Source organism: Streptomyces sp. NPDC086554, assembly GCF_040686095.1.
Classification (GTDB): domain Bacteria; phylum Actinomycetota; class Actinomycetes; order Streptomycetales; family Streptomycetaceae; genus Streptomyces.
The window spans coordinates 312,125-324,160 of record NZ_JBFBJK010000005.1 but is presented as its reverse complement, the minus strand read 5'-3'; the positions used below and the strand labels follow the sequence as shown (position 1 = coordinate 324,160).

Genomic DNA, 12,036 nt, shown 5'->3' with positions numbered 1-12,036 from the left:
CGAACGAATGGTCCCCTATAGCGAACGAATGAGAGAGAGCGGTACGGCATGACTGACGGCAAGGGCGACGCCGCCCGATCCCGGCTGCCCCGTGAATGGGTCGCGGCCGCGCTGCGCAGGGAGCGGGCCAAGGCGGGGATCTCCCTCTCCGAGCTGGCCAAGCGGGCCGGGATCGCGAAGTCGACGCTTTCGCAGCTGGAGGCGGCCACCGGCAATCCCGGCATCGAGACGCTGTGGGCGCTCGCGGTGGCGCTAGGGGTGCCGTTCAGCGTGCTGGTGGAGTCACCCGCCCCCGCCGTCACGGTGATCCGGGCGGGGGAGGGCCCGACCATGCACGCCGAAAAGGCCTCGTACGCGGGCACGTTGCTGTCGCCGGGTCCGGCCGGGGTGCGCCGCGACATTTACCATGGGGCTATGGAGCCGGGGGCTGCGCGGGAGTCGGACGCGCATATCCCGGGGTCCGTGGAGCACCTGGTCGTCTCCACGGGCCGGCTGCTGGCTGGGCCTCGCGGGGAGACGGTGGAGCTGGGGCCCGGGGACTACATGTCGTACCGAGGAGACGTCCCTCACCTGTACGAGGCGCTGGAGCGGGGCACGACCTTCGTGCTGGTGATGCAGCACAGCTAGTGATCCCCTGCGGGTACGTCGTGGCTGATCGCGCAGTTCCCCGCGCCCCTTCGGGGCGCTCCTGCAGCCGTAACTCGACCTGCTACCCCTTACGAGGCCTAGGGGCCAGCAACTGCTCCCGCAGGGCAGTCAGTTGATGCGAAGTCTCCACCGCCCGGGCCTCATCCAGCGTGGCCAGCGCCAGCAGCAACGCATCGGCCACGACCAGCGCCGTCAACGCCTCCGTAGTGATGCCGGTCGGCGTATGCGGCGCCGTGAGCACCGCATCCACCCGCGCCCCGTACAGCTCGGCCAGCTCGTCCGTGACCAGGACGACCCGCGCCCCGACCGCCCGCGCCCGCTCTATCAGCACCGTCAGCTCGGCAAGCGCACGCCCCGGCTGGAAGATCACCACCGCGTCGCCCTGCCGCACCGCCAGCAGATGGTCGGCCAGCGCGAAGCCCGTATCGCCGAAGTAGCGCGCCCTGCGGCCGATCCTGCCGAGCGCCAACGCCAGGTGCCGCGCGGCGAGTTCGGACGCCGCGATGCCGTAGCAGTGGATCTCGGGAGCTTCGGCGAGTACGCCGACCGCGTCCCGCAGCGCCTCGCCCGGCGTAAGGCGCCGCGCGTGCTCGATGCGCTCCTGCGCCTCGTCGAAGACCTCGCCCCAGATGCCGTCAAGGTCCCGGCCCACATGCGCGATGCGCTGCTTCAGGCGCACCTCCGGAGCCACCGCCGATGTGAAGTCCGACGCCAGTTCACGCTTGAGTGCGGGCAGGCCCGCGTAGCCGAGGCGCTGCAGGGCGCGCACGACCGTCGCGTTGCTGGTGCCGCTCGCCGAGCCCAGCTCCTGCGCGCTGGCGAAAAGGAGCGACTCCGCGGGGGCGCTGACCAGGTACTGGGCGACGGCCCGCTCGGACGTCGACAGCGTCTCCCACTGGTCCCGCACGGCAGCCCGCAGCCGGGCAAGGCCCGCTCCGCCGGAGGCCCCGGTCTCTTCCGTCCCACCCTCTGAAATTTCCATTACAGCTATTGACTCTCGTGTGATGGACGTTACTCTCCTGGGCAACGCATTCCAAAAGGAGAGCTGCTCGTAACGAACGTTACAGCAGCTCTCTGCCGCGAGGAGAACAATGGCACTGCCCCTCATCGAGATATCCGGCACCCCGATCGAACGCGGCCACCAGTACGGCGAAGCCGTCCGCCCGCAGCTGCACGCCGCGCTCGCCTACTACGAGGAGGCGTTCGGCCAGTCGTCGGGCCTGACCTGGAACCAGGTCGCCACCCGCGCCGCCCGCTGGCTCCAGCCGGTCCGCGACTACGCGCCCCACCTCGTGGAGGAGATGCGCGGCATCGCCGATGGCGCAGGAGTCGACCTCCCCGACATCCTCGCCCTCAACGCCCGCGGCGAGGTCATCTACGACCGTTCGTTCGCGGATATGGAGGCGCAAACACAGGCCGACGAGGAGCCCGCCGAGGGCTGCACCTCCTTCGCCGCGTACGGGGAAGCCAGCGGGGACGGTCACGTCTGGGCCGGGCAGAACTGGGACTGGCGGGCCGGGGTCGCCGACACCGTCGTCATGCTGCGTATCGTCCAGCCCCCGCGCCCGACCCTGATCATGCAGGTCGAGGCGGGCCAGATCGGCCGCCAGGGCGCCAACTCGGCGGGCATCGCGCTCAACGCGAACGGCCTCGGCGGCCGCTTCAGCGACGCCATCGGGCTCCCTCAGACCGTCGTACGCCGCAGTGTCCTTGACCAGCACACCATCACCGACGCCCTCGAAGTGCTCTGCCGCACCCGCGCCCACATCGCGTCCAACGCCCTGCTCACCTGCCGCGAGGGCTTCGCCGTCGACCTGGAGACGACACCCGTCGGGCACGGCTGGATGTATCCGACGGGCGGGCTGCTCGTGCACGGCAACCACTACCAGGCGGGCGTCCCGGCCGCGATCGCCGCCAACTACCGCCCCATGTCGTCCGATTCACTCGTCCGCGTCCCGCGCGCCGAGCTCGGCCTGAAGGCCCTGCGCTCCTCCACAGGACCCGACGAGTCCCGGAAGCTGATCAAGCAGGCCATGTCCGACCACCTCGGTTACCCCGAGTCGCTGTGCACGCACCCCGACCGGCGCAGGCCCGAGGTCAAGCACTGGACCACGCTCGTCTCCTCCTGCGTGGACCTGACCAGCGGCGACTACCACGTCACCGCAGGCACCCCCTGTGACCGCGACTACCAGCACATGCCCTGGAACCTCTACGACGGCCCGTACGGAGACAGCAGATGACGACGACCCGGACCATCAGCAGGCCCCTGGTCGCGGGCCTCACCGCGGCCACCCTCCTCACCGCCGCGGCCTGCAGCGGCGCCGACACCGCCGCCACCGGCGGGAAGCCCGCCGACGCGGCGAAGCTGAAGCTGAGCGCGACCACCACGGCCGCCAAGGGGCAGCTGGACAAGGCCAATTGGCTCCTGGAGGACGAGCCGGACTCGCTCGACCTCGACACCCAGGGATCGAGCGCGGGCCGCGTCGTCCTCACCAACGTCTGCGAGCGGCTGTATCAGTTGCAGCCCGACATGACGACGAAGCCCTTCCTCGCCGAGAAGGCCGCCACCCCCGACGACAGGACCCTCGTCCTGACCGTCCGGGACGGTGTCACCTTCCACGACGGCTCGCAGCTCACCGCCGACGACGTGCTCTGGTCGCTGAAGCGGCACGCGGACCCGGACATGGAACAGGCCGACGAGTTCGGCAACGTCAAGTCCATGAAGAAGACGGGCGATCGCGAGATCACCGTCCGCTTCAAGGCCCCCGACGCGCTCTTCACCAAGGCGCTCGCCGGTGACGCGGGCATCGTCTGGAACAAGGAGCAAGTGGCCGCCGCCGGAAGGGACTTCGGCACGCCGGGGCAGGGCGACGCGTGCAGCGGACCGTACGCCCTGAAGGGCTGGAAGTCCGGCGACTCCATCACCATCGAGCGCTACGGCAAGTACTGGGGCGACGAGCCGCTGACCCGGCAGGTCGTCTTCCGCTGGGCCTCCGACAGCGCGCTTGTCAACGCGCTGAAGACGGGCGCCGCCGACGGAACGTACGCGGAATCCCCGAACACCGCCTCCGCCCTGCGCTCCACCAAGGGCCTCGACCAGCACTACGGCCCCTCCACCGCGTCCCTCGTCCTCATCCCGACCGCGCGAGGCGGCCTGAAGGACCCGCAGATCCGGCAGGCGCTGTCCCTCGCGCTCGACCGGTCGGGCATCGCCAAGTCGGGCTACGGCGGACTCGTGCAGCCGTGGGCCACTCCGGTCGGTTCAGGCGCCTGGGGCTACGAGAAGCCCGAATTCGCCGCCGCACAGAAGGAGTTGGAGGCATCGGCACCCGCCACGCCTTCCGCCGACGACCTGGCCGAGGCCAAGGAACTTGTGAAGAAGGCAGGCGCGCCGAACGACCCCATCGTGATCGGCACGGACAGCAGCCAGGGCCGCACGGTCGTCGCGAACGCGGTGCGCTCCGCGCTCCAGCGCATCGGGCTCAAGGGGCAGATCAAGACCGTCCCGACCGCCCAGTTCGAGGAGTTCTACAGCGATCCGGCCCCGCGCGGGGACATCGACGTCCTGGTCGGCGACTGGTACATCTCCAAGGCCGACCCCATGGGCTTCTACGACAACGGCCTCTCCGACTCCGCCAACAACTGGGTCGGCTTCAAGGACGCCACGTACGACAAGAAGGTGCGCGAGGCGCTCAGCACGCTGGACGACGCCAAGCGGGCCGAGCTCGCCATCGACGTACAGAAGAGGTTCGTGGACGCGGGTGTCTGGATCCCCGTCGCGCAGGTGCCGTCGACGCTCGTCATCAGCGACAAGCTGACGGGACCGCCCGCCTCACAGGCCTACCTCTACTACCCGTGGGCGGCCGGACTCGGCGCCAAGAGCGCCAAGAAGGGCTAGGTGAGGAGCGCCATGCTCGCCTCTCGACTGCTGCGGCGCCTGGCCGGTCTTGTCGCCACGCTCTTCGCCGCGTCGTTCGTCATCTTCGCCGCCGTGTACGCGGCACCCGGTGATCCCGCGGTGTTCCTCGCGGGCGGCCGCGACAAGCTGACACCCGAGCGGCTCGCGCAGGTCCGCTCGCAGTACCACCTGGACGAGCCGCTGGTCGTCCAGTACGGCCGCTGGCTGTGGGACTGCGTCCACTTCGACCTGGGCCGGTCCTTCAAGTACAGCGACCAGGTCGCCGACCTGATCACAGCCCGCTTCCCGACCACGCTCCAACTGGTCGCCTACGCAACGGTATTGTTCGTGGTCCTCGGCGTGGGCGCCGGAATCCTGGCCGCCGTCAAGCGCTCGACGTGGATCGACTCGGCGGTGGTCGGCGGCACGACACTCGCGGCCTCGGTCCCGTCCTTCGTGGCGGCGATCGCGCTCGTCTCGCTCTTCGGCGTGCAACTCGGCTGGTTCCCTGTCACGGGATCGGGCGAGGGCTTCACCGGAACGCTCCACCATCTGACGCTGCCCGCCCTGTCGTTGGCGCTCGGCGCGCTCGCCATCATCAGCCGGGTCACCCGGCAGGCGATGGCGGACGCGGCGGCATCGGACCACGTGGAGGCGGCACGGGCGTCAGGGATGCCGGAGCGGGACATCATCCGCCGCCACGTCCTGCGCAACGCGCTCGGCCCGATCATCACCATGTGCGGTCTCGTCATGGCCGGAATACTCGCGGGGACAGTGGTCGTGGAGACGGCCTTCGGCATCAGCGGCATCGGCTCGCTCCTGGTGGGCGCGATCAACACGCATGACTTCCCGGTGGCGCAGGCGGTTCTGCTGCTCATGGTCACCGGCTACATCGTGGTGACGACGCTGGTGGACGTCGTCCATCCGCTGCTCGACCCGCGCGTCAAGGAGGCGAGGGCCTGATGGCTTCTGCTGTTGTGGGGCTCACGCCCTTGGTCGTACGTCGCAGGCGCCCCGTCGGAGTGATGGTGGCCGCCGGTCTGCTCGCCCTCGTGGTCCTCGCGGCGGTGTTCGCACCGCTCCTCGCCCCCTACGCCCCGGACGCCATCGACCTCTCGGCGTCGCTGGTCGGCACCTCGGGGGACCACCTCCTGGGCACCGACTCCTCGGGCCAGGACCTCCTCTCCCGCGCCCTGTACGGCACTCGCACGAGCCTGATCGCCCCGATCCTGCTCCTCGCCGTGGCCGCCGTACTCGGCGTCACGCTCGGCGTGCTCGCGGCCTGGCGCGGGGGATGGGTGGACGCACTGGTCTCACGGATCACGGACGTGATGTACGCGTTCCCCGGCCTGCTGTTCACGGTCCTGATCATCGCGGTGTTCGGCGCGGGCATGACGACGTCGGTCCTGGCCCTGGGCCTCGCCTTCACTCCGACGATCGCCAAGTACGTACGCTCCCTTGCCCTTTCGGAAGCACGCAAGCCGTACGTCGACGCCTACCGGGTGCAGGGCATGGGCGGGGCGAGGATCTGCGTCGCGCACATCGTCCCGAACCTGGGCCGAGCGATCCTCGGCTACCTGGTCGTCCTCTTCGGCGAGGCGCTGATGTCACTGGCGACCCTCTCCTACCTGGGCTTCGGATCCCAACCCCCGTCCTCCGACTGGGGCTTGATGGTGCAGGAGGGCCAGGCGGCGGTCGTCCAGGGAGCCCTCCTCCCCGCACTCGTCCCCGGCACGGCCATCGCGCTGGTCGTCGTGTCCTTCAACGTGGTCGGGGTCTGGGCCGCCGACCGGCTAGGGAGGCAGTGAAATGACACTGCTCGAAATCGAAGACCTGACCCTGCGGGTCCCGGCCGCCGCACGCCCCCTCCTGGACACCGTGTCTCTGTCCGTCTCGCCCGGTGAAGTCGTCGGCCTGGTCGGCGAGTCGGGCTCGGGCAAGTCGACCACGGCGAAGGCGGCGGTGGGCCTGCTGCCGGCCGACGCGGTGACGTCGGGCTCGGTCCGCGTGAACGGCACGGAAGTCCTCGCCCTCACCGGCGAGGCCCTGCGCACCCACCGCGCGCGGACGGTCGCGATGGTCCACCAGGACCCGCGGGCCGCGCTGAACCCCGTACGCAGGATCGGCGACTTCCTGGTGGAGCGGGGCGCGAGCCGCGAACAGGCGGTCGAACTCCTGGACGCGGTAGGCCTTTCGGACCCTTCCCGCCGCGTACGCCAGCGCCCGCACGAACTCTCCGGCGGCATGCTGCAACGCGTGGTCATCGCGGGCGCGCTGGCGGCGGAACCGAGCCTGCTCCTGGCGGACGAGGCGACGAGCGCGCTTGACGTCACGACTCAGGCGGAAATCCTCGCCCTCCTCCGCGAGCTGCGCGCGACCCGCGACCTGGGCCTCCTCTTCATCACCCACGACCTCCACCTGGCGGCCGCGTACTGCGACCGGGTGTACGTGATGTACGCGGGCCGGGTCGTCGAAGAGCGTTCGGCCGAGGCCCTGTTCAAGTCCCCGGCGCACCCGTACACCCGAGGCCTGCTCTCCTGCTCCCCGACCCTGGGCGAAACGCACCACACCCTCCGCCCCATCCCCGGCCGCCCCCCGTCCCTCTCGGACACGTTCGAGGGCTGCCCCTTCGTCTCCCGCTGCGAGGACGCGGAACCGGGCTGCGAAACATGGACTCCGGAGCGACTGAGGCTCCCGGACGGGGGGACAGCGGCCTGCCCCGTCTCTGTTCAGCGAAAGGTGAACGCCTGATGCCGTCAGACCTGCTGGAAGTCTCCGGCCTCAGCAAGAGCTACCCCCTGCCGGGCGGCGGCCGCCACCAGGCCGCCGAGAACGTGACGTTCACCCTGCCTCCCGGCGGCTCCATAGGAATCGTCGGCGAATCCGGCTCGGGCAAGACGACGGTCGCCCGCATGCTGGTGGGCCTTGCCCGGCAGGACACCGGCACGGTGTCCATCGCGGGCCGCCCCCGCGCATCCCGTACGCCACGAAAGCGAACCGCGCGCCTGGCCAGGGCCAGAGAGATCCAGATGGTCTTCCAGGACCCCTACCTCTCCCTGGACCCCCGCCTCACCTCGACCCAGTGCCTCCGTACGGCACTCACCCTGCACGGCAGGGACGAGTCCCTGGCGTCAGCGCTCCTGGACCAGGTGGGCCTGGGCCCACGCGAGGCCGACGCCCGCCCCCGCGAACTCTCCGGCGGCCAACGCCAACGCCTGGCCATAGCGCGAGCCCTGGCGGTGGACCCGCAGGTCCTGGTCCTGGACGAGGCGGTGGCAGCACTGGACGTATCGATCCAGGCCCAGATCCTCCAACTGCTGGCCGAAATCCGCCGGGACACGGGCGTGGCCCTGGTCTTCGTGAGCCACGACTTGGCGGTGGTCCAGCACATCACGGACGAGGTCCTGGTGATGCGCAGGGGCAAGGTGGTGGAACAGGGCAGGACAACCCAAGTCCTGACAACACCAGAGGACCCGTACACAACCCTGCTGCTCGCCGCGGTCCCCCACGAGGGCTGGACCCCGAGGACGGGATAGCGCCCCAAAGGGGCGCGGGGCTGTGACATTTGCGGCTCCGCCGCGTGGGCGCGAGCAACGCCCCGTAAGGGGCGCGGGGAACTGCGCGAGCAACCACAACGCACCCGCAGAAAGAAAAGCACCCCCACCGCTCAAGGCGCCCACGCCAGCAAAGGCGCCCCCGCCAGAAAAAGGCAGGGGCCCCGCGCCTCACCGTAAAGGTGAGGGCAGGGCCCCTTGGGTACTGCTATCCATGTCCGGATCAAGTCACCGGAACTGTCACACGCCCCACGCGAATGGGGCGCCCCACTACATGGGGGTGACGTTCTCCGCCTGCGGACCCTTCGGGCCCTGCGTGACGTCGAAGCTCACGGCCTGGTTCTCCTCAAGGGAGCGGAAGCCGTTCGCGTTGATCGCGGAGTAGTGGACGAAGACGTCGGGGCCTCCGCCTTCCTGGGCGATGAATCCAAAGCCCTTTTCGGCGTTGAACCACTTCACGGTTCCGGTAGCCATAAGCCCTCCTTGGGCCAAAGGGTTGCCCTGCTCCAGAACCTGCGATTGTTGAAACAACTGCATAAGTCTGAAAACGACGAGAGCCCGCGGGTCACATGCTCCGCAGGCTCTGTACTGCAAGGGAAACCAAACTGCAACTTGCGGCGAGCTTAGCACGCAGGCAGCCGAAAGCAATAGGGGGCAAGATCACGTCACCCGGATGTTTGACGGACCCCCCAGAGGGGTTGACGGACCAGGTCCGAAGGGGTTGACAAGGGCGCATTTCAGCCCCGCTCACTGCACGGTACAGCAAGGGGGCTAGCCTCCCCGATGTGGACAATTCTCCCGTTGACACCCTCGCGGGGGCGGGCGCCGATCAGCTGCCCAGCCCCCGCCGCACGCCCCGGCCGCGCGTCGGTCACATCCAGTTCCTGAACTGCCTGCCCCTCTACTGGGGACTCGCGCGCACCGGAACGCTCCTCGACTTCGAGCTGACGAAGGACACCCCGGAAAAGCTCAGCGAGCAGCTGGTGCGGGGTGAGCTCGACATCGCGCCGGTGACGCTCGTCGAGTTCCTCCGCAACGCCGACGACCTGGTCGCCTTCCCCGATCTCGCGGTCGGCTGCGACGGCCCCGTCATGTCCTGCGTGATCGTCTCGCAGGTGCCCCTCGACCGGCTGGGCGGCGCCCGGGTCGCGCTCGGCTCGACGTCACGCACCTCGGTGCGCCTGGCGCAGCTGCTGCTCGCCGAGCGTTACGGCGTACGTCCCGATTACTACACGTGTCCGCCCGACCTCGGCCTGATGATGCAGGAGGCGGACGCCGCCGTGCTGATCGGGGACGCGGCGCTGCGGGCGAACCTGATCGACGGGCCGCGGCTCGGCCTCGACGTCTACGACCTGGGCCAGATGTGGAAGGACTGGACGGGTCTGCCGTTCGTCTTCGCGGTCTGGGCGGCGCGGCGCGAGTACGCGGAGCGCGAGCCCGCCGTGGTGCGCGAGGTGCACAAGGCGTTCCTGGCCTCGCGTGATCTCTCGCTGGAGGAGGTCGGCAAGGTCTCCGAGCAGGCGGCGCGCTGGGAGGCCTTCGACGCGGGGGTGCTCGAGCAGTACTTCACGACGCTGGACTTCCGGTTCGGCAGCGACCAGTTGAAGGGCGTCGCGGAGTTCGCGCGCCGGGTGGGGGAGACGACGGGCTTCCCCGCGGATGTACGGGTGGAGCTGCTGGAGCCCCAGTAGGACAACTGCGTGGCCGCAGCCGAGCGGACTACGCTGAGCTGCAGACAATGCCCGCGGTCCCAGTGGCCGCGGCCGCGCGGCACCGTCTGGGGGAGGCCTTCGTCATGCACCCGCTCGATCCCGGCGAACCGACCGTCATCGGGCCCTACCGGCTGCTCGGCCGGCTCGGCTCGGGCGGCATGGGCCGGGTCTATCTGGGGCGCAGCACGGGCGGCCGTACGGTCGCGGTGAAGGTCGTCCATCCGCACTTCGCGCTCGACGAGGAGTTCCGCGCCCGCTTCCGGCGCGAGGTGGACGCGGCCCGGCGGGTCGGCGGCGACTGGACGGCGCCGGTCCTCGACGCCGATCCGGAGGCGGCCGTCCCGTGGGTGGCCACGGGGTACGCGGCGGGGCCTTCGCTGGCGGAAGCGGTGCGCGATCTCGCTCCACTTCCCGCCCATTCGGTACGAGTCCTGGTGGCGGGCCTGGCCGAGGCGCTGACGCACGTACACGGACTCGGCCTTGTCCACCGCGATGTGAAGCCGTCGAACGTGCTGCTCACGATGGACGGCCCGCGCTTGATCGACTTCGGTATCGCACGGGCGACGGACGGCACGGCCTCACTCACCTCGACCGGTGTCTCCATCGGTTCGCCCGGCTATATGTCGCCGGAGCAGATCCTCGGCAAGGGGGTCGCCGGGGCTGCGGACGTCTTCTCGCTGGGCGCGGTGCTTGTGTACGCGGCGACAGGGGCGTCACCGTTCCCCGGCGACTCGTCCGCTTCCCTCCTCTACAAGGTCGTACACGAAGAGCCGGAACTGGACGGCCTCGACGGTGAGTTGCGCGACCTCGCGCTGGAGTGCCTGGCCAAGGACGCGGCCGCGCGGCCGGCTCCCGCGGAGATCGCGCGGCGCCTGGCGCCCTCGGGTGCGGACGGTCTGGTGGCGGCGGGGTGGCTGCCGGGACCGCTGGTGGAGCGGGTCAGCCGGAGCGCGGTGCGGATCCTCGACCTGGACACGGACGGGACGGGCATCGCGGAACAGCCTTCGGGGCCCGTGCCGTTCGGCAATTCGATGGTGGGCGGGCCGCCGTCGACGGTGGGCTCGGCGGGAGGGTCTTCCGATGCGCGGGTCACGGGACGTGAAGTGCCGCAGGGCAGCGGCTCGTTCGGCCCGCCGGACGCGTCGTACGCACCCGTCCCCGAGGCGTATGTCCCCACACAGACGTCAGCCCCGTCGGGACCTCCCGGCCGGGTCAGCGTCTCGGTGGCCGCGACCTCGGCGCCCAGCGGCCTCGACGGCAAGGGCCGCAAGGTCAGTTGCACCCTCGTACTCGGCGTCGCGGGCGCGCTCGCCGCGGTGACGGTCGGCTCCGTCTTCGTACTGGGACTGCTCCCCGGGGACGGCGGGGAATCGAGCGACGCGGGCAAGCGGCCCCCGAACGCGACCGCGAGCCAGCAGCCCGGCGACGGCGCGGACCAGGGCGGCGGCAAGGTCCCCGCCTCCTACCGCGGCACCTGGGAAGGCCAGGCAGTCGCGGCCAACGGTGCTGTCCCGATGGGCACGTTCAGGCTCAAGGTCGAGCAGGGCAAGGTCGGCGAACGCTTCGCGGTCATGACCCAGACCGACCAACTGGGCGGCACCTGCGCCGTGGACCTCGTCCTGAAGTCCGTGTCGGCGAAGGAGATCGTCGCTCAAGGCAAGGGGCAGGCGAAGAGTGCGGCCCAGTGCACGAAGAACGCGCACACGGTGCGACTGCGGCCGGTGGGCGACGACTTGCGCTATCTCTCGGAGAACGCCGAGTCCGGGAACCCGGAGGCTCGGATGTCGCGGGTGGAGTGACCCCCGGCGTATCTGGCATAAGGAGACGGCCCGGCTCAAGTCTCGCTGATCCGGGCCGTCCCCTTGAACTGCCGCCAGATGCCTGGCTTGTTACTTGTTCGAGTTGGCGAGCTCCTGGTCCAGGTCCTCGTAGGCCTTGCGGGCCTTGGTGATGAACTCGGACATGCCCTGGAGGCCCTCAAGGGTCTTCTTCGCGCCCTTGGTGAACTCCTTGAAGGACTTCTCGAAGGCCGCGGAGCCCTTCTGGGTGGTGTAGCCGTTCTCCACCAGGAGGTCGATGCGGCTGTCGATCGCGTCGAGTTCGCGGTGGAAGTCGTCCATGTCCTTCAGAAGCTTGCCGGCTTCCTTGTCCATCTCGGCGTATGTGAGATCGGTGTCCTTCTTGGCCATTGGCGCACACTCCCTTTTCCGACTTGCCGCAGGGC

The 12,036-nt window shown here is 69.8% G+C and carries 12 protein-coding genes; 9 read left to right on the top strand and 3 right to left on the bottom strand.

Annotated elements, in window-relative coordinates; genetic code table 11:
- Positions 1 to 48: 48 nt before the first annotated feature.
- Positions 49 to 627 carry an XRE family transcriptional regulator gene (locus AB0O76_RS10975; RefSeq protein ID WP_365487786.1) on the top strand — a complete coding sequence of 193 codons (579 nt, stop codon included), beginning with the start codon at positions 49 to 51 and terminating at the stop codon, positions 625 to 627.
- An 82-nt stretch (positions 628 to 709) separates the two neighbouring features.
- Here the strand turns inward: AB0O76_RS10975 and AB0O76_RS10970 are convergent, their stop codons facing one another.
- Positions 710 to 1,630, bottom strand: a complete 921-nt coding sequence (locus AB0O76_RS10970; RefSeq protein ID WP_365487784.1) for a MurR/RpiR family transcriptional regulator — start codon at positions 1,628 to 1,630, stop codon at positions 710 to 712.
- A gap of 109 nt (positions 1,631 to 1,739) precedes the next feature.
- Here AB0O76_RS10970 and AB0O76_RS10965 point away from each other — a divergent pair, with 109 nt between their 5' ends.
- Genes AB0O76_RS10965 through AB0O76_RS10940 form a run of 6 tightly spaced genes read left to right on the top strand, consistent with a single transcriptional unit; the run spans position 1,740 to position 8,082 of the window.
- Entirely contained in the window at positions 1,740 to 2,888 is a 1,149-nt protein-coding gene (locus AB0O76_RS10965; RefSeq protein ID WP_365487781.1) for a C45 family peptidase, read from the top strand.
- A complete protein-coding gene (locus tag AB0O76_RS10960) occupies positions 2,885 to 4,546 on the top strand; it encodes an ABC transporter substrate-binding protein (RefSeq protein ID WP_365487778.1) in 1,662 nt (553 codons plus the stop codon). Before AB0O76_RS10965 ends, AB0O76_RS10960 begins: the two co-directional genes overlap by 4 nt.
- Positions 4,547 to 4,558: 12 nt before the next feature.
- Positions 4,559 to 5,509, top strand: coding sequence for an ABC transporter permease (locus AB0O76_RS10955; protein ID WP_365487775.1), 951 nt, complete (start codon positions 4,559 to 4,561; stop codon positions 5,507 to 5,509).
- Positions 5,509 to 6,354 carry an ABC transporter permease gene (locus AB0O76_RS10950; RefSeq protein WP_365487772.1) on the top strand — a complete coding sequence of 282 codons (846 nt, stop codon included), beginning with the start codon at positions 5,509 to 5,511 and terminating at the stop codon, positions 6,352 to 6,354. Before AB0O76_RS10955 ends, AB0O76_RS10950 begins: the two co-directional genes overlap by 1 nt.
- 1 nt (position 6,355) lies before the next feature.
- Positions 6,356 to 7,297 (top strand): ABC transporter ATP-binding protein, encoded by a 942-nt coding sequence (locus AB0O76_RS10945; protein ID WP_365487769.1) that lies wholly within the window; start codon positions 6,356 to 6,358, stop codon positions 7,295 to 7,297.
- On the top strand, positions 7,297 to 8,082 hold the full coding sequence (locus AB0O76_RS10940; RefSeq protein ID WP_365487765.1) for an ABC transporter ATP-binding protein: 786 nt from the start codon (positions 7,297 to 7,299) through the stop codon (positions 8,080 to 8,082). Before AB0O76_RS10945 ends, AB0O76_RS10940 begins: the two co-directional genes overlap by 1 nt.
- Positions 8,083 to 8,370: 288 nt before the next feature.
- Here AB0O76_RS10940 and AB0O76_RS10935 read toward each other — a convergent pair whose 3' ends face one another.
- Positions 8,371 to 8,574: a cold-shock protein gene (locus AB0O76_RS10935; RefSeq protein WP_006138897.1), complete on the bottom strand. Its 204-nt coding sequence runs from the start codon at positions 8,572 to 8,574 to the stop codon at positions 8,371 to 8,373.
- 359 nt (positions 8,575 to 8,933) lie between these two features.
- Here AB0O76_RS10935 and AB0O76_RS10930 point away from each other — a divergent pair, with 359 nt between their 5' ends.
- Positions 8,934 to 9,791, top strand: coding sequence for a menaquinone biosynthesis protein (locus AB0O76_RS10930; RefSeq protein WP_365488082.1), 858 nt, complete (start codon positions 8,934 to 8,936; stop codon positions 9,789 to 9,791).
- 104 nt (positions 9,792 to 9,895) lie between these two features.
- Positions 9,896 to 11,611 (top strand): serine/threonine-protein kinase, encoded by a 1,716-nt coding sequence (locus tag AB0O76_RS10925; RefSeq protein ID WP_365488079.1) that lies wholly within the window; start codon positions 9,896 to 9,898, stop codon positions 11,609 to 11,611.
- A 90-nt stretch (positions 11,612 to 11,701) separates the two neighbouring features.
- On the opposite strand, the gene AB0O76_RS10920 is transcribed toward AB0O76_RS10925, so the two are convergent.
- Positions 11,702 to 12,001, bottom strand: a complete 300-nt coding sequence (locus AB0O76_RS10920; protein ID WP_365487760.1) for a WXG100 family type VII secretion target — start codon at positions 11,999 to 12,001, stop codon at positions 11,702 to 11,704.
- Positions 12,002 to 12,036: the final 35 nt, after the last annotated feature.